The sequence below is a fragment of the Pseudoalteromonas sp. SR45-6 genome, from assembly GCF_014163545.1.
Lineage (GTDB): Bacteria > Pseudomonadota > Gammaproteobacteria > Enterobacterales > Alteromonadaceae > Pseudoalteromonas > Pseudoalteromonas rhizosphaerae.
Genome location: NZ_JACJDM010000038.1, coordinates 13,447 through 35,959, shown reverse-complemented (window position 1 = coordinate 35,959; position 22,513 = coordinate 13,447). Strand labels below are relative to the sequence as shown.

The window sequence follows — 22,513 nt, the reverse complement described above, 5'->3', positions numbered from 1 at the left end:
CTTAGGCTTGGGTTGTTTGTATGCCAACGCGATTATCGCCCACGCTGTATGCAACTAACAAACTGAGCTCTTGAAGGCTTAATCCGCTTTGTTGCTGCAATTCATTAAAAAAATGTTGAGCGCTGGCAAGTGACTTTTTAGTTTGTAAACCGCCATCAATTATTTTATGAGCACGGAGATAACTTTCTACATCACGCGATAATAAAAAAGTATCTTTCCCTAAGGTTCGCAATGCATAAGGGCCGGTGTTACCACCTAAACGCGCCCCATGCTTTTTTAAATACCCCCACAAACCAATAATATCGTCGCTCGGCCAATCTGCAATAAACTGACTAAAACTGCCATGTTCACTTGCCACTTCATGGATCATATACGCATTTTCTGGGATCGTTTGCACTTTTTTAAAGTTACGAACGATTCGCTCATCGGTGGCTTTTTGCTCAAGCATATCTGGCGGCATCATTAATAATTTAGCCACACTAAAATCCCAAAATACTTCCCGAAAACCTGGCCATTTATTGTTGATCACTGACCAATAAAAACCACTTTGAAAAATTTTGCGGGTAAACTCTTCAAGCCATGCATCATCAGGTAAAGCAGTTAATTGCTTTGCATTTTGAGGGGCAACAAGTAATTGCTGTAACATTACTTCGCTACCTTTTCGCTGTGCCGCTCGTTGATATATATCTTGAAATTTTTCCATTACTCACTACCACTGCTTGTTATTACGCTTACTGTAACGCTATTTACGTTGTAAAAAAATGTCAGGAGCACATTGCAGCTAAAAATAAACTTAAAAATATCCAGCCTTGACACCTAGACGGCTAAAATGCTTTAATCTTTCGCATTACCCCTATTAAAGGTTTGAGTTTTAAACGATAAAACTTACACCATGGGCTAGAAGAGGTGCGTTATTCAGGTAACGTATGTGAGGAGCACACACTCCAGTGATCATACGTGAGGGGAATTAACGCCGAGAAGTAACACTTTTTGTGAAGTTTTACTTCGGGCGACTGGGTTGAATCCCAGCGACTGTCACCAATAACAGCTTGGCTGTTAAAATATTTGGTGGAGAGCTTCTGGTCTTAGCGTAATAAGGCCATAGCGCCCTATTATATTAAGCCCATTCGCTCTTCGAATTATTAGTTCGAACGACGTTAATGTGGCTCCAATCATAAAAGCTTATTAACTCCTCGAATCACTTATAAGTTCGTGAGAGATGATCAATAACTTCAATTTAAATGACTACCCTTTGTGGACGGCACTCGTCACGCCATTTACTGACGCTGGTGAAGTCGACTATGCCACTCTTGATCAGTTAGTTGCACAGCAGCAAGTGGCTGACAATGGTATTTTATTACTTGGTAGCACCGGCGAAGGCCTCGCACTAACACTCAAAGAGCAACAAGCGATTGTTGAACACGTGTGCCAATTAACGCCAACAGTACCGCTGATGGTTGCAGTAGGCGGTATAAATCTAAAGCAACAAATTGCCTGGGTTGAATACTGTAATCAGTTACCCATTCATAGCTATTTACTGGGCACTCCCCTATACGCTAAGCCCGGCGTGGTAGGCCAAACACATTGGTTTGAAAGCTTACTTAATACCAGTAAACATCCTTGCATGCTTTATAACGTACCAGGGCGCAGTGCTGTTGATATTCCATCGGCCGTAATTAGCAACTTGAAAGACCATAAAAACTTGTGGGCACTCAAAGAAGCCAGTGGCGACATTACTAAATTTGAAGGTTTTAGAAAAGTCGCACCTAATTTAGCTATTTTTAGCGGTGACGATGCACTGATGCCTTACTTTGCCCAGGCTGGCGCAAAAGGTTTAGTCTCTGTGGCTGCTAATGCATGGCCTGTGCAAACCCATGAGTTTGTAAAACGAAGTCTCAGCGGTCAACACCCCAATTTATTTGCCGACTGGTCACAAGCCATTCAAAGCTTGTTTGCTGTCGCAAACCCTATCCCCGTCAAAGTATTGATGCATTTACAAGGGCGAATTAACAGCCCGTACTTACGTCCACCTTTGACGCATCTTGAGTTAACGCAAACTGATTGTATTAACAACGCAAACAACACCATTTTATCTTGGCATTAAATACAGGTTTTTATAATGAGCTGGTTAGAACTACTAAATAATTTAGAATCGGGCGCTGTGCGCGCAGCAACACAAGACGACAACGGCCAATGGCATGCTAACGTTCTGGTAAAACAAGGTATTTTAGAAGCGTTTAAAAATGGCACTAATACCGAATTTCCAGGTGGCTTTGTTGATAAACACAATTTAGCACCACAAGGTTTTGCAGCCGATGCTGGAGTGCGTATGGTACCTGGTGGCTCAAGCGTTCGCCGTGGCGCACACGTTGCTAAGGGCACGATTATTATGCCACCAGCATATGTAAACATTGGTGCCTTTATCGACGAAGGCACTATGGTTGATAGCCACGCGTTAGTGGGGTCGTGTGCGCAAGTAGGTAAAAATGTACATTTAAGCGCTGCAGTACAACTAGGCGGTGTACTTGAACCTATTGGTGCAAGCCCGGTGGTGGTAGAAGACGATGCATTCATCGGTGCAGGTTGCGTGATTGTTGAAGGCGTAGTAGTGAAAAAAGGCGCGGTGCTCGCACCAGGTGTACGCTTATCAGCAACTATTCCTGTTTATGACTGTGTTAATGAGCGCCAGCTGGCTAAAGGCGAGCCTATTCCTGAATACGCGATTGTTATTCCAGGTTCTCGCCCAGCTTCTAATACTTGGGCTCGCGAGCAAGGATTAAGTATGTCGTGTGCATTAATTGTAAAATACCGTGATGAACAAAGTGATGCCTCATTGCTGCTTGAAGAGGTTTTACGTTAATGAGCTTTTTGAGCACGCCAGTTAAAACCGCCATTGATGAGCTATCAACTGCGCTTGATACACCCTTTTTTATTTACGACCTTGATACATTAAACGCACACTTAACGCGGTTAGTGACGCAAACTGAGGTAAAACTGTGGTATGCCGTAAAAGCTAACCCATTATCTAAAGTCATTCAAAGCTTAGATAACGCGGGTTTTAACTTTGATGTGGCAAGCAAGGGCGAACTTGAGCAAGTACTTGCTCAAGGTATTAACAGCGAGCGCGTGCTCAATACAGGGCCTGCCAAAAGCCCAAAACAAATTAAACACTTTATTGCGCGCGGCGTACGTACCTTTGTTGCCGAAAGCCTTAATCAAGTACGCTGGCTTAACGAGCAAGCAAGCTTACAAAACTGTCAGTTACAGGTATTACTGCGAGTGCAATTACGCTGGCCTGAAGGGGAAAAAAACCCACTTGGTGGCGATAGCCTTACTCCATTTGGTTTAGGTTGCGATGAATGGCAAGCGCTAAATACTAGCGACTACCCAGCGCTTAATTTTGACGGTCTGCATATTTTTCAGTGGGGCAACATGCTTAGCAGCGACAAACTCGCTGAGCTGTGGACACAAATGATTACGCCGTTAACAAAGCTTGCCAACGACTTAGGTATTCACTTAAAAGTACTCGACTTAGGCGGTGGTTTAGGTATTCCTTACACTCTTGATGCACCAACCTTAAGTTGGGATGCGCTCATTGATGCATTAGCTAACATTAAACATGCCGCAGGCGTACAAGAACTCTGGATGGAGCTTGGCCGTTATGCTGTGGGCGAATGCGGTCATTACGCAACGCCTGTCGTTGAGCGAAAACTTAACTATGCCCAACAACAAGTGATCTTAAGCGGCGGTATTAATCATTTATTGCGCCCTGCAGTCACCAGCCAAGATTTCCCAGCACGATTATTACGAGACTCAACTGCTGCATACAAAACTATGAGCTTATATGGGCCATTATGTACAGCACTTGATTGCTTAGGTGAACACCAATTACCTAGTGATTTAAATGAGCAAGACTGGTTGGTGTTTAGCCAATGTGGCGCGTACGGCTTTACCGAAAGTATGCCGTATTTTTTATGTCATGAGCTAGCCGCTGAATACACATTACAAAATGGCGAGCTTAACTGTATTCGCACAGCTGAAGATGCCAACTACTACTTAAGGTAATTGAGATGAGTACGACTAAAGCTATAAGCCAAGAAAACATAGTAGTTGGTGAAGTTGCCAACGGCCTACCGCTCACAATTCCTGTCTATCGTTTAAAAGGCGATGGCACTGGGCCAAGTGTGTATGTGCAAGCTAATATGCACGGTGCAGAAGTACAAGGCAATGCGGTTATTTACCAATTACTTGAGCAGCTTAAGCATCTTGAACTCAAAGGCGATATCACCCTGGTGCCTTACGCGAACCCAATTGGTTGCAATCAAAAATCGGGCGAATTCACCCTTGGTCGTTTTGATCCAATCACCGGCACCAACTGGAACCGCATGTATCACTGCAATAGTAAGCTCGCGAGCCAATTTGCTGAGCAATACAGTGATGCCGATGAGCAAACCTTAAAAAGTGAGTTTAAAGCCGCACTGATTGATGAAGTAGACCAACAACTAAGCGGTCCAGCTTATCGCCTAACTACAGGCAAACGCATTGCACTTAACTTGCAAAAGTTGGCACACCAAGCTGATATCGTGCTCGACTTACACACAGGCCCCATTTCGAGTCAGCATTTATATTGCCCAGATTATGCCAAGGCCAGTGCCAACTACTTTAATATTCCTCATGTATTAATCATCCCTAATGATTTTGCAGGAGCAATGGATGAAGCAAGTTTTTGCCCATGGTGGCAATTAACCGAGGCATTAGCTCAACAAGGGCGTGAGTTTAAAGTGCAGGTTGAAGCTTTTACGGTCGAACTCGGCAGCCAAGAAAAAATCGATTTAACTGCGGCCCTTGATGATGCTAATAGTATTTTAAGTTACCTAAATCATAAGCAGGTATTCGTTGATGCCCCCTATCAGCCAAAAGTAATGAAGCGCTACGGCTGTGATTTAAATGATTACCTTGCTTACTATGCACCTATGGGCGGCATGGTTGAGTATATAGCGCCACTTGGCGGCCATATCAAAGCTGGCGAGCCGATTGCTAGAGTATTGCGAATGGAGCGCTACCTAGCAGAGCAACCATTACAAACCCTAACACTTGATTGTGACGCCATCGCGATTTTGCATTTTGCTTCAGCAAGCGTAAACCAAGGCACCGAACTATATAAATTCTTTACTAACGTATTTGAGCTTTAATTTTTATATCAAGCTCAACCCTTCTCATTGCGTGAGAGCACGACTATCCAATTGGAAAAAGTGCATTGAACAAGCGGCTTCGGCCGCTTTTTCTTTGTATTTATGGGCAAAAAGCGCCACAATCAACTAAGTTCAGTAACAATTCACTGATATTCAGTTAAAGTAAATGCTGGATAAATGTATGGGATAGGTATCTTAGTCGTTTTATGATACTGAAATTAGCCTATTCTCATTTACGAAAAACACAATAGCTACTCTCTATTTGATTTTATCAAAGGAATAATAATGACTTGGCACTATGGGATCCTATTTACTGCACTATTATCAAGCTCTGCATTCGCACAATCAGAATCAACAGCAAAAACCAACGAGCAAGATGATGATGTCGAGCTAGTAAAGCAATGTATTTTAAATGAGGCAATTGGCGGGGCTGGCGAGATGACGCTAGCACAACTGCGTGAAAAATGCTCATCACTTGATGAAAGCAAACAACTTACCGCACTCGATAAGCGCCAAGCACGCGAAGAAGTAAGTAAAGAAAACCGTAATGTTATTACCCCACACAAACGTAACTACATTTTACCTGTTTCTTATGTATCCCACCCAAACAATAGCTCGTTTGAAGCGTATGACGAACTAACCGGTGAAAAACAAGATGAACCACTCGATAACTTAGAAGCAAAATATCAGCTTTCAATTAAGGTACCTATTTTCGATGATTTTTCTGATGAAGACCAGGCTATATTTTTTGCCTTTACATTACAGTCATATTGGCAGCTTTATAACAAAGAAAGTTCCTCACCATTTCGTGAGACCAACTATGAGCCTGAAATTTTTTGGGTTAATTATTTAGATAAAAAGCACGTTCCATGGGGCGACGAAATGGCAGTAGTCCTTGGTATTTCGCATCAATCTAACGGTAATAGTCAGCCTGATTCGCGCTCATGGAACCGTATTTATGCAAACTTTTTGTGGGAAAACGATGGCTATGTGTTTAGCTTTAAACCTTGGTACCGTATTTCAGAAAGCGAGAAGGAAACGCCATTAGATCCAAGAGGTGATGATAACCCTGATATTTACAAATACATGGGTTACTTTGAATTTAGCGGTGCATATCGACTTAATGATCATGAATTTAGTTTTATGACCCGCAATAATTTAAATTCAGATAACCGCGGTGCAATTCAGCTTGATTGGTCATTCCCATTATGGGGCCGAGTTCGCGGTTACGCCCAATACTTCAACGGCTACGGTGAAAGTTTAATTGATTATAACGCTGACATAGAACGTATTGGCGTGGGTATATTATTAACTGATTTACTATAAAAAAAGGCCAAGCAATTGCTTGGCCTTATCTTTTGTTTGCTCTGAATTCTAACTACTTAATAATTCTAAATGTACCTTCAAACTCAGCAACCAGTAACTCACCATCGTAGATTTCCACTGGCACTACATAGCTCGCTTTACCTTCTGACTCTAACTCGGCTAATTTACCCTTACAGCCGCTTAAATCAACGCTGCCACGTGGGTCGTTATTAAGCGGTTTTAAATATTTAATATTAGCATCAGCTAACACAATATTACCTTCAAGCCCGGCTTCTTTGAGTGCTAAATAAGTCGCGCCCCAGCCGGTTAACGTCGCTAAACTATAAATAGAGCCAGCAAACATAGTGTTATGCAAGTTTAAGTTCGCATTTAAATCTGCACTGGTGGTAAATTGCCAATCAGTGTAACTTTCAACTTTAATGCCCATAGCATCGCTGATCGGAATAGATTCGCGCCAGGTATTTTGCAGAACTTGGGTCCAATTGGGATGGCGGAACCAGCCTGGCTCAGACGGTTTTTGTTTCACCATTTTCCAGTGTTGTACATCATCGTAAGCTAAGTGAGCCTTTTCTTTTAATTCATAACCATGACGTTTGTAAAATTCTAATGCTCGTTCACGAGCGAATAAAACTAACTCATCGGCGTCTTGAGTCCAGGCAATTTTCTCGAGCTCATGCAATAAACGGCTACCAATGTGTTGATTACGGTTACCTTGTGCAACGGCCATATAACGGACTTGCGCTTGTTGTTGATTATTAAAATGCAGTCGTGCAACACCTAACACTGCCCCCTCTTTATTTTTAATAAAGCGATGCTCAGCATCTTGCTCTAAATCATCCTGCTCAGAACCACGCGGTTCATTCCAAGGCGCGCGCAATACTTGCCAACGTAATTGATAATACGCTTGCCAATCTTCGCTACTTTGTGGTGTTGTCACCTGAAACATAATCACTCCTGTTGCTACCAAGGCCGCAAACGCTTGCTAATTCAAGATGCGTTTATCTAACTAAAAATGCGGTCAGTTATTATTTGCAAACTACCATACTCCATCTGGTAAAAACTTGGAATACGACTTTGGTGAGCAACGCAAAATAACTGCTTTACCTGTAAAACTTGATAGACATATTGGCACTTTAGATTGACTCGTCTATGCTGATGTAACTATGGAACATTTTTTTGAAGACAACGGGGCAGTAAAACACAGCTTTATCGAAGATTGTCACCGTATCGGGCAACTACTCTATTGGCACAAATATGGCGCCGATTGCATTCAGGTACGCCAACATAAGCAGTTACGTTGGTTATTGATCAACGAAACACTACAGTCAGTGGTCGAGAAAAGCAGCCCAAGCCATTTGCTGTTTCCGCATTTACAATATTTAGCGCAATTATGGCAACCACTCCCGGCACCAAACGCCGTACTTGAACTGGGCTTAGGTGGCGGTGCTATCCGCAATTACTTACAACACACCTACCCTGATAGTCAGCTACTTTCTGTAGAGAAAAATCCGAATATCATTCATTGCTATAAGCGTTTTTTTGGTGGTGAGCATGCATCGAATTTACGCTGTTTTGATGCCGAAGCTGTATTAGAGCATGGCCCACAATACGATTGGATCATTCTTGATCTATTTAGCCAATTAGATGCGCCGTTATTTTTATACAAACACCGCTTTTATGAAAAACTGCGCTGTGCTTTAACTAAAAATGGCTATTTATTTATTAATTTTTTATCTGGTCATGAATCACAATTAAAGCAGTTAGAACATTTGCTGATCACCACTTTTGGTAAAATACCTAGCATCGAAAAAATTCCAAGTTATGCCAACAACATCGTGGTGATCAGAAAATAACTGCTAGCCTTAACTACACTGTTAAATTAAATGTCACCGGCCCATCATTACATAAACTGACTTGCATATCCGCAGCAAATTGCCCTGTAGCTACGCTTAACCCCATAACTCTAGCTTGGCTAACAAAGTATTCGTATAGCTCATTAGCCTGTGCAGGTGTGGCTGCTGATGAAAAACTTGGCCGCATGCCTTTTTTAGTATCTGCCGCCAGAGTAAATTGCGATACCACCAATAACTCACCTTGAATATCTTGCAGGCTTAAATTCATTTTGTCGTTTTCATCGCTAAATACGCGGTAATTGCTAACTTTATGTAGCAGCTTATCAGTGCTTTGTTGATCATCATGCTTTTCAACTCCAAGCAACAATAAAAGCCCCTGCTCAATTTGCCCAACCACCTGACCATCCACTTCAACTTTTGCGTGTTTTACGCGCTGAATTAATCCTTGCATCTATTCCTCGATAATTTGATCCACATAAGATCGGCTGCACGCCGCACTGCCGCTAAATATACATTACTATCAACACCATGCCCAACACCATCTAAAATAAGTAACTGTGCGTTGAGTTGCTCAGCTAAATGCTGTACGGCATTAAAACGACACACTAAATCATGCCTGCCATGAATAAACCAAGTAGGAATTTTACTAATTTTTTTATAGTGTTCACCAATGAAGTTATCAGTAATAAAACACTGAGCAGTAAAGTAATGGACCATTAAACGCGCCATATTAAGCCCCAACTGTGGTGAACTTAACCCCCATTGATGTTGCTGTTTACCATGGCTTAATACGTTTTCCCATTGGCACCATAATTTAGCAAAGTGATTTGCATTAATTTGATTATCATCATTTAACTGCCGCCGATAAAACGCAAAAATGCTGGCAACATCAGGTAACTCCTGAGAAAAACGCGCATATAATTCAGGATAAAAATGTGCAGCAGCACCATGACGACTATATAGCCACTGAAAATCGGCTGAAGTAGCCAAAAACGTGCCTCGTAAAATTAACCCATGTACATGTTGAGTGTGTTCAATGGCATACAGCAAACACAGAGTTGCTCCCCACGAACCACCGCTTAACACCCACTTTTCTAGTCCTAAGTAAGTGCGTAAATAATCAAGGTCAGCGACCAGTTCTGTGGTTGTATTAGCGCTAGTTAAATGAGGCGTTGATTGCCCGCAGCCGCGTTGGCTATATAAAATAATACGATAACGGGTAGGATCAAAGAAACGGCAATTATCAGCATGCAAACCCATGCCGGGACCGCCATGGCAAATTACCACCGGCAGGCCAGCTGGAGCACCGAACTCTTGTACATGAATTTGATGTCCACTCCCTACACTCAAATGAAAGTCATGGTATGGGGTAATATTTGGATATAACTGCATAATGCCGATTCTCCTATCAGCGATGCAGTGAATTACTTATTAGCACCGCCCTCATCAAGGATAATATCGGGTGTATCTTCGATATTTTTAGGGCCAATGCACACTGTAAACTCTGCACCGAGTAACACAACCACCCACGACAAATACACCCACACAAACAAAATTGGAATAGTTGCCACCGCACCATAAATCACTTCGTATGAAGGAAAGTGACTGATATAAAGTGCAAAACCTTTTTTAGTTAATTCAAACAACAAGGCTGCAAATAAAGCACCTGGTACTGCAGCTTTAAAAGATACGCGAGTATTAGGCACTAAAGTATAGAGCATAATAAAGCCAGCCATAGAAATTAAATAAGGCAGTAATTTTAATAAAAAGCCACTAAAGCCCGGAATACCCTGATCGGCAAATGATACTAACGACACAATATATGAAGTAACACCAATACTTGCGCCTAATAACAATGGCCCTAAACTCAACACCATCCAATATACCGCGAAAGAAATCATCATTGGTCGCTTGGTTTTAATCCGCCAAATTCGATTCAGTGTCGCATCAACATTACGGATCAGTAGCAATGCTATCGCTGCAAGAAAACCAATACCTACAGCAGTCATTTGATTCGCATTACCTGCAAAAGACGTTATATGCTCTTTAATTACATCTGATGAGGTGGGCACAAAGTTAGTAAATAAAAAGTTTTCAATAGCAATACGGGTATCTTCAAAGCCAGGAAAAGCCGAGAAAATAGCCACGCCAACTGCAATTAAAGGAACCAATGAAAGTAAGGTTACATAGGCTAAATAACCAGCATTTACAGTAATTTGGTCGTCAATACAGCGATTAATATACTGCATCCACCACGTTGGCTGCTGACGTATAAGTACCCTCAACTGCTGTTTATAATGTGCGACCTTTTCATTCATAAAGTTAACTTTCTGCTAAAATAGTTTTGATTATCATAGCAATCCACCACATAATTTACAGCACTAACGGATTTAAAAAGGGATCTCGATGAAAAAACTGACTTTACTCAGCGCACCAATATTGGCCTTATCACTGGCTTTATCTGGCTGCCAATCTGCATATTACTCGGCTATGGAATCAGTTGGTGTGCATAAGCGTGACATTTTAGTGGACCGCGTAGAAGCAACTAAAGAGTCTCAAGAAGAGTCTCAAGAGGAATTCCAATCTGCACTTGAGCGTTTAACAACATTGATTAACTTTGATGGTGGAGATGTACAAGCAGCCTATGACCAACTCAATGATGACTACGAATCTAGCCTTGCGGCTGCTAATGACGTTACAAATAACATCAACAAAGTTGAAGATGTAGCTGAAGCATTGTTTGAAGAATGGAGCGATGAATTAGAACAATATTCTAACGCTTCACTTAAACGTGAAAGTAATAAAAAGCTCACCGCAACCAAACGTGACTTTGATAAACTGTTACGCTCTATGCGTAATGCTGAAAGCAAGATGGAGCCGGTACTGTCATCACTGCATGACAATGTTTTATACTTGAAGCATAACCTTAATGCACAAGCTGTATCAGCCATTCAAGGTGAATTCACTAATCTTAAGCGCGACATCAAAGTGTTAATGGATGACATGAACAAGTCGATTGCTGATTCAAATAAATTTATTGAGCAAATGAGTAAAGCAGGCTAAATCAGCTGTGAGTTTGCCTGTCACTTATCAAGAGCGCTAGTTTGCTAGTCGCAGAGTAATCAAAGCCTACATTTATGTAGGCTTTTTTGTTGTTATATCTTGTTACTTTTTAAGTGTTTTTTCATCGGCTATTTTTGCTACAATTCTACCTAATTAGAATTATAAAAACATTAAACAATGAAAATACGTGCAGTTAGTTTAATTATCGCATCAAGTTTATTAGCTGCGTGTTGCACTGCCAATCATGTGCAAAGAATTGCAGGCGCTGATACTGTTGTGCCACTTCATCAAGAGGGTGAACAGGCTGGGCGCTACCACAACCTCTATCCAGGGAAAAAAACCTATCCGATTAGCTGCGAAAGTGATTGTTACCCAAGTAATGCTAACTTGATATGTGAAACTCCGGGTGAAAACTGCCTCTATCAAGGCGCGCAACTAGCACCACAACTAAATACCGGCTACACAGTTCGCTGGCTCGGTCACGCCGGGTTTATGATCAACACTCCTAACGGCCAGCAAGTTGTATTTGACCCAGTAAAAGAGCAATTTGACTCCCCTGTTGATTTAGCTTTTCGGCTTGCATCTGGGTTTTATCGTAAGCCTGGGGACTGGCTTAGCGAAAGCGAACTTAACAATCTAGACGCAGTAATTTATTCTCATATTCATTACGATCACTTCAATAAAGCAGACATTGAAAGCATCGGTAATAAACCTCGCTACTTAACACCACTTGGTATGGCAGATAACTTTCCTACCGGTGGTTTTAATATTAGCGAAATGGCGTGGTACGCAAACACTAACATTGATGATTTAACCATTCATGCGCTACCTGCACATCATTTTAGCGCCCGCGTGCTGGTACCTTTTATTTATGAAGATCGCGATAAAGATTTATGGAATGGCTGGTTACTTGAGCAAAATGGCAGCACTTTATTTTTTGCAGGCGATACTGGCTACTCCCAACATTTTAAGGATATCCAACAAAAATACGGTGATATTGATATCTGTTTAATGCCGATTGCCTCTTATTACCACGAAGAGAATGGCAACTGGTATCGTTATGTACATACTACTCCTGAGGATGCCTTAACAGCTGCACAGCAGCTTAATTGTAAAGTTATGATACCTTGGGGCTATGGCAACTCAAGTTGGAAGATGGGCGATCACAGCAGCCATTCTGCATTGCTGCGCTTATTGCATATGTATGATGAGATGAAGTCACAAATCCCGCTGTATATTTTAAATGAAGGGCAAAGTGTCGCACTATAAAACAATACTTGGGTACTGATACGATTGCTCTTCCGCCTTACATTCATCATCACCGAGAGAGCGATGTATTGGCCCAAGTAACATACTAAAAAAACCATTAATTATATTCGCTGTTTGGTGTGTCTCTGAGCTATCAAGCGAGTGGTTCTGCACTTGCCGTTGCTGACTTTGCGCACTACCAACAACAAAGTCACAACCTGAGCTCATTACTTGCGACGAAGTACAGCCAGATAACAACATAGCCACAATCAACAACAATACGTTAGCCACAATTATTCCTTTTATATTAATTCTAGTAGTGCCATTACTTTAGCTGTTAATTACACTCAACAATGTAAAAAACTGTACTCACTTACGATCCATTACTACCAGTAATTTTATACCTGAACATTATGTCTGTTGTTTTCAATTTTTGTTTCAGTCACTATTAAGCCATAAACAAAATAAGAAACTTTGAGAATTAGATGAAAACAGCCGCGCTTACCTTAAGCCTATTAATGAGCAACGCCGCTATGGCTATCGATGTAGAGCATACAGCAACACCAATTACTATTGACGGTGTATCTGAAAGCGCATGGGACCAAGCAAAATGGCAGCCTATGCCTTTTCTTATGGATGGCACCTTGCCTGACTCAGATAAAGACTTTATAGGCCGCTACAAGTTACTTTGGGATGAAAACCACCTGTATTTACAAGCCGATATTGTGGATGATGTACTAATTGATACCCATCCAGATCCTACCGATAAGTACTGGGACGATGATGCCTTAGAAGTGTTTATTGATAGCGACGCATCTGGCGGTAACCATCAGTTCAATCATACTGCGTTTGCCTATCACATTGGTCTTGATAACCAAGCTGCCGATTTCGGAGCTGATAAAAAACCCCATTTATACACAGATCATTTAATCAGCCACTGGCAACGAAACAGTACCGCCCCATATAACATCACATGGGAAGTAGCCATTAAGCTCTACCCGAATGATTTCCAAGAAGGCGCGCAAAACACCCCGCTTAAATTAACGGCAAAACAAGTCATCGGCTTTATGCTCGCCTACTGCGATAACGACGGCAGTAAAATTCGTGAGCACTTTATGGGTTCGCATGAAGTACAACCCGTAAATGGCAGCCGCAACCTAGGCTATATCGACGCCAGCGTATTTGGAAAGATTACGTTATTACCGAAAAAGTGATAGGAGTTGGCGAGTCAACTAGAGTAAAGTTATCAAGTTAAGCAAGGTTAGGTTGAGCGCAGCGAAACCCAACGAAAAAATACCCCGCTAACAAAAACAGGGGCTTTGCATTATCAGCTACTTTAAAAGCCCTTCCTCTTTTACTGCTCATTTTCTTCTCCTTGTGCAAAAAATCTTTAAGTCAGTTATTCACAAAGAGGATAAGAGGCGCTGCACTTTTAGAGGAAAGAGGTTATGTTGCATGGTTTATAAAATCTAGCGGTTTTTACCTAATAGCTATACAAACACCAATCTAGCCAACTACGCTGTTCTAATCTGACCGCTTATAGCTTACAGCTCTCCCCTCACAAACTTTACTCTCGCTAACTTTACTCTCGCTAACTAATAACCACAAAAAAGCCGCTGTATTTTACAATACAGCGGCTTTTAAAATCATTGTTCTAAATTAATAGATTATGATTTAGGCGCACGACCCGCACGTTTACGCTCATTTTCAGTTAAATGACGTTTACGAATACGGATGTTTAATGGCGTTACTTCTACTAACTCATCATCAGCAATGAACTCAAGCGCTTGCTCAAGTGAATAGTTAAGTGCTGGTGTTAATGTTTGTGCTTCATCTGTACCAGATGCACGAACGTTAGTAAGTTGCTTACCTTTAAGCGCGTTAACTGTAAGGTCGTTATCACGGCTATGAATACCGATAACCATACCTTCGTAAACTTCAATACCGTGACCGATGAATAAACGGCCGCGCTCTTGTAAGTTAAACAATGCGTTAGTTAGTGCTTTACCTGTTGCATTTGCAATCATTACGCCGTTCTTACGAACACCTAGCTCGCCACCTTTGTGCGGACCGTAGTGATCGAAAGTATGGTACATAAGGCCTGAACCTGATGTAAGCGTCATGAAATCAGTTTGGAAACCGATTAAGCCACGGCTTGGGATCATAAAGTCCATACGCATACGACCTTTACCATCTGGTGCCATGTCAGTAAGCTCGCCTTTACGAAGACCGATTTGCTCCATGATAGAACCTTGGTGCTCTTCTTGACAGTCAATCGTTACTGTTTCATACGGTTCTTCAAGAACGCCATCAACAGTACGTAAGATTACTTCAGGACGAGAAACCGCTAGCTCGTAACCTTCACGACGCATGTTCTCGATTAAGATACCTAAGTGTAATTCACCACGGCCAGAAACACGGAAGCTATCTGGGTTTGCAGTATCTTCAACACGAAGTGCTACGTTGTGTACTAATTCTTTGTCTAAACGTTCACGAATATTACGTGATGTTACAAACTTACCTTCTTTACCACAGAAAGGAGAGTTATTAACAGAGAACGTCATTGTTACTGTTGGCTCATCAACACTTAGTGGTGGTAATGCTTCAACATTAGTAGGACAACAAACAGTGTCTGAAATCTTAAGTTCGCCGATACCAGTAACAGTTACGATGTTACCAGCATAACCACGTTCAGTTTCGATACGCTCAAGACCTAGGTAGCTTTGTACAGAACCGATTTTACCGTTACGTTTAGTGCCATCAGCACTGATGATAGTAACTTGTTGGTTTACTGCAACAGAACCACGCTTGATACGGCCAACACCGATTACACCAACATATGAGTTGTAATCAAGTTGCGAAATCTGCATTTGGAAGTCACCTTCAGGATCTGCATCCGGTGGTGATACTTCGTCAACGATCATCTTGAACATAGGTTCCATGTTCTCTGATGGCTCGTCTAAATCTAATGTTGCCCAGCCGTTGATTGCTGATGCATAGATAACTTTAAAGTCTAACTGTTCGTCAGTTGCGCCTAGGTTGTCGAATAAATCAAAGATTTGATCCATAACCCAATCAGGACGTGCACCTGGCTTATCAATTTTATTGATAACAACGATTGGCTTTAAGCCTTGCGCGAATGCTTTTTGCGTAACGAAACGCGTTTGTGGCATTGGACCTTCTTGAGCATCAACAAGTAGTAATACTGAGTCAGCCATCGAAAGTACGCGTTCAACTTCACCGCCAAAGTCGGCGTGTCCAGGGGTGTCTACGATATTGATATGGTAGTCATTCCATGAAATGGCTGTGTTTTTAGCCAAAATGGTAATACCACGTTCTTTCTCAATGTCGTTTGAGTCCATCACGCGCTCTTCGTTACCGCCGCGTGTTTCTAATGTACCTGATTGCTCAAGTAGTTTGTCAACCAATGTTGTTTTACCGTGGTCAACGTGCGCGATAATCGCTATATTTCTTAACTTTTCGATGCTCATATTTTTACTCAGAGAAATTAATTCTCAATGATCCTGCAAGATCTACGCACTCACCTGCGTTTTCACGAGATGTCCCAGCATAGGATTTAAAAGGGCGCATATTATCCCTCATTAATGACATGGATGAAAGTTTATCCAATATATATTTCACAACTTTCTTCATACTTCTAATAAGTATCTGTTTTATATATGACATTTTAATTAATTTAATTTTTCAATTTGTCACTATTTTGCTCATTCCTAGCTATTATTGTCATAATTTGGCAGTATTTGGTGAGTAAGTTAGCTTTATGTTGGTGTTTATAATCTATACAATTTAGCGCCAAAGAGAAGTGACCACACTGACGCACCAAAATGATCACAATCCGATCCAATATGGTGCAAAACATATAAAAGCTGGATGTATAACTTATTTTTTAACCTTAAAAAACAATGCACTATAAAAATGGCATAAAAGCCGCTTACTATAAAAGCAAAAGCAATTATGCAGCAAAATAAAACCCAACAGTTGGAGGACACATGTCACAATCGGTTTTAGATTTTATTAAAGAAAATGACGTTAAGTTCGTTGATTTACGCTTTACTGATACCAAAGGTAAAGAGCAACATGTTTCTATTCCTCATCACCAAGTAGATGAAGATTTCTTTGAAGACGGCAAAATGTTTGACGGTTCTTCAATTGCTGGTTGGAAAGGCATTAACGAATCAGACATGGTATTACTACCTGTTGCTGAGTCTGCTAAATTAGACCCTTTCACAGAAGAAGCTACTTTAATTTTACGTTGTGATGTTGTTGAACCTGGCACATTACAAGGTTATGAGCGTGATCCTCGTTCAGTTGCTAAGCGCGCTGAAGAGTACATGCGTTCTACTGGTATTGCTGATACCGTGCTATTTGGTCCTGAGCCAGAGTTCTTCGTATTTGATGACATCAAATACAAAACTGATATGTCAGGTTCAATGTACAAGATTGATTCTAAGCAAGCAGCTTGGAACTCAGATAAAAGCTACGAAGGCGGCAACACTGGCCATCGTCCAGGCGTGAAAGGTGGTTATTTCCCTGTTGCTCCAGTTGATGATTTCCAAGATTGGCGTTCAGCGACGTGTTTAGTTCTTGAAGAGCTAGGTCAAGTTGTAGAAGCGCATCACCACGAAGTGGCTACAGCTGGTCAAAACGAAATCGCAACTCGCTTTAACACTATGGTATTAAAAGCGGATGAAATCCAAGAAATGAAATATGTTATCCATAACATGGCTCATTTATATGGCAAAACAGCTACCTTCATGCCTAAGCCAATAGTTGGTGACAATGGTTCTGGTATGCACTGTCACCAGTCTTTAGCTAAAGACGGTGTTAACTTATTCGCAGGCGACAAGTACGGCGGTCTTTCTGAAGAAGCGCTTTACTACATCGGTGGTATTATCAAGCATGCTAAAGCAATCAATGCTTTTGCAAATGCGTCTACTAACTCGTACAAACGTTTAGTACCAGGGTTTGAAGCGCCAGTAATGCTTGCATATTCTGCACGTAACCGTTCTGCATCAATCCGTATCCCAGTGGTTCCATCAGAAAAAGGTCGTCGTATCGAAGTACGCTTCCCAGATCCAACAGCTAACCCATACCTTGCTTTCGCTGCAATGCTTATGGCTGGCCTTGATGGTATCAAAAACAAGATCCACCCTGGCGATGCAATGGATAAAGATTTATACGACTTACCAGCAGAAGAAGCAGCAGAAATCCCAACAGTTGCAACTTCACTACAAGAAGCGCTTGCGTCTCTAGATGCTGACCGTGAGTTCTTAAATCAAGGTGGTGTATTCACTAACGATTTAATCGATGCTTACATTGCGCTTAAGTCTAAAGAAGTTGAAAAGCTTAACATGACGACTCACCCTGTTGAGTTCGAAATGTACTACAGCTGTTAATTAGGCTGTAGAAAAATTATCTTATAGATAATATATGTGTGTTCTCAAGGCCCGTTCTGCGGGCTTTTTTTATGGCTAATTTTCCCATTCTCCACTAAAGTTTAATTAGTGCAAAAAATGCAAGGTGACAAGGTGAAAAAGACGCTTTTATTACTAGTAACTCTGATTTTAATCAGCTTTTATGGCTATTCTGGCGATAAGAAAATTTATTCTTGGAAAGATAAAAATGGCGTATCAGTATTTTCAGATACTCCTAAACCAGGTGCGCAAGAAATCAAGCTCACCAATCAAAGTTTGTCGATGCCGACTGTTGATACAAGCATTTTAGATGAACAGCAACCAGCGGCTGTGAAAAGCTATAAAGCGGTTATTTCTTCCCCTGCCGATCAAGGCACTGTTCGTGAAAATACCGGTTCAGTGTATGTAACTAGCCGTATAACACCACGCTTTGAGAATGGTTTTAAAATTCAACTACTAGTTGATGGCGCACCGTACGCAGAACCTAGCAATATCAGTACTTTTGCTCTGCGCGAGGTAAACCGTGGCGAACACACATTGCAACTGAAGCTATTTGACCCACAAGGCTCTGTTGTCTCTGTTAGTCCAGTGAGCACATTTTATATGCATAGAGCATCGTCTTTATAAAAACCATGTATTTCTATCAAAGACCATAATTTACTTAAAATATTTGTGCTAAGCTGCTAACAATCATCAACGCACTAAAATGGTGCAATCATGCCCGATAATAAAAATTTTAACCCTGAGTTACTAACTAGCATTTGGCAAAACCTGTCAACGGCAGTGATCTTACTTGATCAACAATTCACCCTTATTTACGCTAATAATAGCGCCAGTGAACTGTTAGGATTAGGCCCTAAACGTATCCTCAATCAACCGTTTGACAGTCTTTTTAATTACCATTCCATTGACCTTAAACGCATTGCACAATACTCTTTGGTAGATGGTGTAGATTGCCACCAGCACAGAGCTGACGTGGTTTTTGTTGATTCTCGTCATGCCAAACTGGCAATTAGTTCGCGTCGCGTGAAGTTACAAAATGAGTATTTTATTTTATTCGAGTGTCGCCAAACTGATGATGAAATTCGCCACGATCAAGCTTCTAATCAAATGCATCAATATCAAGCAGCACGTAACCTAATTAGAGGGCTTGCTCATGAAATCAAAAATCCTTTAGGCGGAATTCGCGGAGCGGCGCAATTATTGCAGTATGAGGTTGATCAGCAAGAACGGGATGAATGTGCAGAATTAATTATTGAACAAGCCGATCGCTTACGAGAGCTTGTTGACAGGCTACTGGGCCCGAATCAATTACCACAAAAGTCATACGGTAATATTCATCAAACCTTAGAGTCTGTAATTAAACTAAGTACATTAGATAATTGCGCCAATATTAGCTTGGAGAAAGATTACGACCCAAGTATACCTGATGTCTATATTGACCAAGGTAAAATTCAGCAAGTAGTACTTAACATCGTTCGAAATGCACAACAAGCGTTAGTCGGTGGTGGCGTGATAAAAATTAAAACACGTATTAATCACCAGCAACGTCGCCCCGGAAAAGCCCCTAAAAAGGCACTGCTGATCCAAATTTCAGATGACGGACCAGGTATCGATTCCAGCATCAAAGAGACATTATTTTACCCGATGATCACCAACAAAGAAGGTGGTTCTGGCTTAGGTCTCTCGATTGCACAAACCTTGATCGATCAACACAACGGCTATATAGAATGCGATAGCTGGCCAGGTCATACAGAGTTTAATATATATCTGCCTTTTGCGGATTAATCGGTTTTTGGAGTTTGCATGAAAACAGTTTGGCTGGTTGATGATGATGCATCTATTCGCTTTGTACTTGAAAAAGCACTAACTCGCGCAGGATTTAATGCTGAAAGTTTTTCTAATGCACAAGACGTGCTGTCAGCATTAAAGTTTAGCCAACCTACGGTACTGGTGTCTGATGTACGTATGCCTGGTATGGATGGTATGGCATTATTAGAACTGATCGCTGAACAAAACCCAGGCTTGCCAGTGATCATCATGACTGCGCATTCAGATTTAGATTCAGCGGTAAATGCGTTTCAAAAAGGTGCTTTTGAATACCTAGCCAAACCATTTGATTTAAATGAAGCCGTTGCGTTAGTAGAAAGCGCGTGTCGCGCTAACTCAACTAAAAAAGTAAAACGTAAACCCGCACCACCTAAAAGTGCCCATATCATTGGCGAAGCGCCAGCCATGCAGGAAGTATTTCGGGCAATAGGTAAGCTGTCAGCATCAAGTATGAGCGTACTTATCAATGGTGAATCTGGTACCGGTAAAGAATTGGTAGCCAGTGCTTTACATAACCACAGCCCACGCAAAGAAAACCAGTTTATTGCCTTAAACATGGCAGCTATTCCAAAAGAATTGGTTGAATCAGAGCTATTTGGCCATGAAAAAGGCGCTTTTACTGGTGCTGATAGCGTACGTAAAGGTCGCTTTGAGCAAGCCAATGGCGGTACGCTATTCTTAGATGAGATTGGTGATATGCCGCTGGATGTACAAACCCGTTTGCTGCGTGTTTTAGCTGATGGTGAGTTTTATCGTGTTGGTGGCCATCAAAGTATTAAAGTTGATGTCCGGATCATTGCCGCGACTCACCAAAACCTTGAAGACTTAGTAAAACAAGGCAAATTCAGAGACGATTTATTTCATCGCTTAAATGTTGTGCGCCTGCGCCTACCTGCACTGCGTGAACGTACCGAAGACATTGAACGCTTAGCACAGCATTTTTTACATAAAAGCGCCAAAGACTTACAAGTCGAAAGCAAAATTCTCAGCTCAAAAGCCACCGACTTACTACGCTTGTTCAACTGGCCTGGCAATGTTCGTCAACTAGAGAACACCTGCCGCTGGCTTACTGTTATGGCTCCCGGCGAGCTTGTGAGTGAGCAAGACTTACCTCCAGAGATCTTAGCAATTGACGAGACTCAACAAGAGGGTGATTGGCTTGATGCCTTTCAACAATGGCTTAACCTAGAGCTTAAGCAAGGCAAAGAAAACATCTGGCCTAATGTACAAGCGCAATTAGAAACCCGCCTAATTAAAACCGCATTGGCAAACTGTGCAGGACATAAACAAGAAGCCGCAGTAAAAATAGGCTGGGGCCGCAATACATTGACCCGTAAATTAAAAGAGCGCAATATCAACTAACTTCCCTGCTCAAACGAAGGAAAATAAGTTGAAGTTAATCGAGCATATTCCATTAATAAAGCAGATGGAGATACTTAATAGGCTGAGTTTTTTTAGAGAGTTCAGCCTCAATGAGCGCCAAGTATTACTGGAGTCATTCAGTCACTTATACTTAATCAATAAAGATCGCTTTGTGTTTAAACAGTTTGATAACGACAAACAACTGTATATCGTGCTCAGCGGCGCTATTGTGGTATTTAAACATAGTCATTTGATGGATTTAGGCACCATTGAACCCGGCGAATTTATTGGTGAAGGTGCATTTATAAATAACCGCGAGCACAGCACCAGTGCTCGTGCTAAAAGCGATACCATAGTACTGGCGATTACCAGCGAAGCACTAATACGTTTACCAAATGTGATCCGCGAAAAAATTAAAGACCGCATTATCGAAGGGATGAGTGGACGTATTGCTAAATTAAGCGATTACCTCGAGTCACGCGGCTAATCCATATACACAACCTGTAGCGAACAGTTTAACCATTGCGGCCCTGCAATGTGTGCGTTATAGCGAAATGTATCTGAGGGTTTTTCACCAAAAGGCGTTGCAACCAAAGGGGTTGAATGCGTGTATGACTGCGCAGTATCTCTATAATTGATGACTAAATAATTTTCATAACGCTGCCAAACTAACTGAGCGCGGGCACCGTTTAGTAAAGTAAATTCAACCAAGTTATCAAAAAATCTGACTTTAAGGTTATTGTAGCGGTCTTCAACGCAACCAGTAGTATGCAGCTGTTGCGGCATCTCAAAACCTTGCTCTATTTGCTCACCACGTAAGTAAAAGCCAATATTGCCATCGCTATAGTGATGATTTGCCACCGACACATAATTAAGCTGCGGCTGATAACCCATTGCTTGCATAATATTTGCAAGCTGCTCTGTTTCAGCAGTAAGTATTTTATCTTCTGAGGTTAATAATGTCGCAGCGCTAAACTCTTTGGGTACTGCCAGTTCAGTAAATTGAAAAGGCAAGGTCTGCTGTTGTAGTTGCTCTGTCAGTTGTTGTTTTTGCAAAGCAGTTAACCCCTCCGTATAAACATACACTGTAGGGTGCTGACAGGCTGTTAAAAGCAACAACAGTATGCCAATTAAAATGCCATATTTCATAGTCACCTCAAATAGATTACATCTGTAGTCTATTCGGGGTGACTATTTATAGCAA

The 22,513-nt window shown here is 41.5% G+C and carries 22 protein-coding genes and 1 riboswitch; of the genes, 14 read left to right on the top strand and 8 right to left on the bottom strand.

Features of this window, described 5'->3' with window-relative positions; genetic code table 11:
- Position 1 precedes the first annotated feature (1 nt).
- On the bottom strand, positions 2–703 hold the full coding sequence (locus H5158_RS15615; protein WP_149980470.1) for a DNA-3-methyladenine glycosylase I: 702 nt from the start codon (positions 701–703) through the stop codon (positions 2–4).
- Between the two features lie 190 nt (positions 704–893).
- Positions 894–1,087, top strand: a riboswitch (Lysine riboswitch).
- Between the two features lie 132 nt (positions 1,088–1,219).
- Between H5158_RS15615 and dapA the strand changes: the two genes are divergently transcribed.
- From dapA to H5158_RS15590, 5 genes are all read left to right on the top strand, one after another.
- Positions 1,220–2,104: a 4-hydroxy-tetrahydrodipicolinate synthase gene (gene dapA / locus H5158_RS15610; protein WP_182740385.1), complete on the top strand. Its 885-nt coding sequence runs from the start codon at positions 1,220–1,222 to the stop codon at positions 2,102–2,104.
- A 15-nt stretch (positions 2,105–2,119) separates the two neighbouring features.
- Positions 2,120–2,860 carry a 2,3,4,5-tetrahydropyridine-2,6-dicarboxylate N-succinyltransferase gene (locus H5158_RS15605; protein WP_145237985.1) on the top strand — a complete coding sequence of 247 codons (741 nt, stop codon included), beginning with the start codon at positions 2,120–2,122 and terminating at the stop codon, positions 2,858–2,860.
- Positions 2,860–4,065 (top strand): PLP-dependent decarboxylase, encoded by a 1,206-nt coding sequence (locus H5158_RS15600; RefSeq protein ID WP_182740384.1) that lies wholly within the window; start codon positions 2,860–2,862, stop codon positions 4,063–4,065. The genes H5158_RS15605 and H5158_RS15600 overlap by 1 nt, the downstream gene beginning before the upstream one ends.
- A 5-nt stretch (positions 4,066–4,070) precedes the next feature.
- Entirely contained in the window at positions 4,071–5,192 is a 1,122-nt protein-coding gene (locus H5158_RS15595) for a succinylglutamate desuccinylase/aspartoacylase family protein (RefSeq protein ID WP_182740383.1), read from the top strand.
- Positions 5,193–5,477: 285 nt separating this feature from the next.
- A complete protein-coding gene (locus tag H5158_RS15590; protein ID WP_149980465.1) occupies positions 5,478–6,518 on the top strand; it encodes a phospholipase A in 1,041 nt (346 codons plus the stop codon).
- Between the two features lie 52 nt (positions 6,519–6,570).
- On the opposite strand, the gene H5158_RS15585 is transcribed toward H5158_RS15590, so the two are convergent.
- Positions 6,571–7,464: a bifunctional GNAT family N-acetyltransferase/hotdog fold thioesterase gene (locus H5158_RS15585; RefSeq protein ID WP_145237973.1), complete on the bottom strand. Its 894-nt coding sequence runs from the start codon at positions 7,462–7,464 to the stop codon at positions 6,571–6,573.
- Between the two features lie 217 nt (positions 7,465–7,681).
- On the opposite strand from H5158_RS15585, the gene H5158_RS15580 reads away from it, so the two are divergent.
- A complete protein-coding gene (locus H5158_RS15580) occupies positions 7,682–8,371 on the top strand; it encodes a spermidine synthase (protein WP_182740382.1) in 690 nt (229 codons plus the stop codon).
- A 13-nt stretch (positions 8,372–8,384) separates the two neighbouring features.
- On the opposite strand, the gene dtd is transcribed toward H5158_RS15580, so the two are convergent.
- Genes dtd through H5158_RS15565 form a run of 3 tightly spaced genes read right to left on the bottom strand, consistent with a single transcriptional unit; the run spans position 8,385 to position 10,689 of the window.
- Complete coding sequence (gene dtd / locus H5158_RS15575) at positions 8,385–8,822, bottom strand: D-aminoacyl-tRNA deacylase (protein ID WP_149980463.1); 438 nt, start codon at positions 8,820–8,822, stop codon at positions 8,385–8,387.
- Positions 8,810–9,763: an alpha/beta fold hydrolase gene (locus tag H5158_RS15570; protein WP_182740381.1), complete on the bottom strand. Its 954-nt coding sequence runs from the start codon at positions 9,761–9,763 to the stop codon at positions 8,810–8,812. The genes dtd and H5158_RS15570 overlap by 13 nt, the downstream gene beginning before the upstream one ends.
- 32 nt (positions 9,764–9,795) lie before the next feature.
- Positions 9,796–10,689: a virulence factor BrkB family protein gene (locus H5158_RS15565; protein WP_182740380.1), complete on the bottom strand. Its 894-nt coding sequence runs from the start codon at positions 10,687–10,689 to the stop codon at positions 9,796–9,798.
- An 88-nt stretch (positions 10,690–10,777) separates the two neighbouring features.
- Between H5158_RS15565 and H5158_RS15560 the strand changes: the two genes are divergently transcribed.
- Positions 10,778–11,434, top strand: a complete 657-nt coding sequence (locus tag H5158_RS15560; RefSeq protein WP_145237960.1) for a DUF2959 domain-containing protein — start codon at positions 10,778–10,780, stop codon at positions 11,432–11,434.
- Between the two features lie 177 nt (positions 11,435–11,611).
- Positions 11,612–12,703 carry an MBL fold metallo-hydrolase gene (locus H5158_RS15555; RefSeq protein ID WP_182740379.1) on the top strand — a complete coding sequence of 364 codons (1,092 nt, stop codon included), beginning with the start codon at positions 11,612–11,614 and terminating at the stop codon, positions 12,701–12,703.
- Here H5158_RS15555 and H5158_RS15550 read toward each other — a convergent pair.
- Entirely contained in the window at positions 12,698–12,973 is a 276-nt protein-coding gene (locus H5158_RS15550) for a hypothetical protein (protein WP_182740378.1), read from the bottom strand. The genes H5158_RS15555 and H5158_RS15550 overlap by 6 nt on opposite strands.
- Before the next feature lie 194 nt (positions 12,974–13,167).
- Here H5158_RS15550 and H5158_RS15545 point away from each other — a divergent pair, with 194 nt between their 5' ends.
- A complete protein-coding gene (locus H5158_RS15545) occupies positions 13,168–13,896 on the top strand; it encodes a CBM9 family sugar-binding protein (RefSeq protein WP_182740377.1) in 729 nt (242 codons plus the stop codon).
- A gap of 453 nt (positions 13,897–14,349) precedes the next feature.
- Here H5158_RS15545 and typA read toward each other — a convergent pair whose 3' ends face one another.
- Positions 14,350–16,173, bottom strand: a complete 1,824-nt coding sequence (typA, locus tag H5158_RS15540) for a translational GTPase TypA (RefSeq protein ID WP_182740376.1) — start codon at positions 16,171–16,173, stop codon at positions 14,350–14,352.
- Positions 16,174–16,692: 519 nt separating this feature from the next.
- Between typA and glnA the strand changes: the two genes are divergently transcribed.
- From glnA to H5158_RS15515, 5 genes are all read left to right on the top strand, one after another.
- Positions 16,693–18,099 (top strand): glutamate--ammonia ligase, encoded by a 1,407-nt coding sequence (gene glnA / locus H5158_RS15535; protein ID WP_182718979.1) that lies wholly within the window; start codon positions 16,693–16,695, stop codon positions 18,097–18,099.
- Between the two features lie 132 nt (positions 18,100–18,231).
- A complete protein-coding gene (locus H5158_RS15530) occupies positions 18,232–18,744 on the top strand; it encodes a DUF4124 domain-containing protein (protein ID WP_246175485.1) in 513 nt (170 codons plus the stop codon).
- A 90-nt stretch (positions 18,745–18,834) separates the two neighbouring features.
- Positions 18,835–19,905 carry a nitrogen regulation protein NR(II) gene (gene glnL, locus H5158_RS15525; RefSeq protein WP_145237942.1) on the top strand — a complete coding sequence of 357 codons (1,071 nt, stop codon included), beginning with the start codon at positions 18,835–18,837 and terminating at the stop codon, positions 19,903–19,905.
- An 18-nt stretch (positions 19,906–19,923) separates the two neighbouring features.
- Positions 19,924–21,309 (top strand): nitrogen regulation protein NR(I), encoded by a 1,386-nt coding sequence (ntrC, locus tag H5158_RS15520; protein ID WP_145237940.1) that lies wholly within the window; start codon positions 19,924–19,926, stop codon positions 21,307–21,309.
- Between the two features lie 28 nt (positions 21,310–21,337).
- Positions 21,338–21,796 carry a cyclic nucleotide-binding domain-containing protein gene (locus H5158_RS15515; RefSeq protein ID WP_182718978.1) on the top strand — a complete coding sequence of 153 codons (459 nt, stop codon included), beginning with the start codon at positions 21,338–21,340 and terminating at the stop codon, positions 21,794–21,796.
- Here the strand turns inward: H5158_RS15515 and H5158_RS15510 are convergent.
- Positions 21,793–22,458, bottom strand: a complete 666-nt coding sequence (locus H5158_RS15510; RefSeq protein WP_182740375.1) for a hypothetical protein — start codon at positions 22,456–22,458, stop codon at positions 21,793–21,795. The two genes, H5158_RS15515 and H5158_RS15510, sit on opposite strands and share 4 nt — an antisense overlap.
- Positions 22,459–22,513 lie beyond the last annotated feature (55 nt).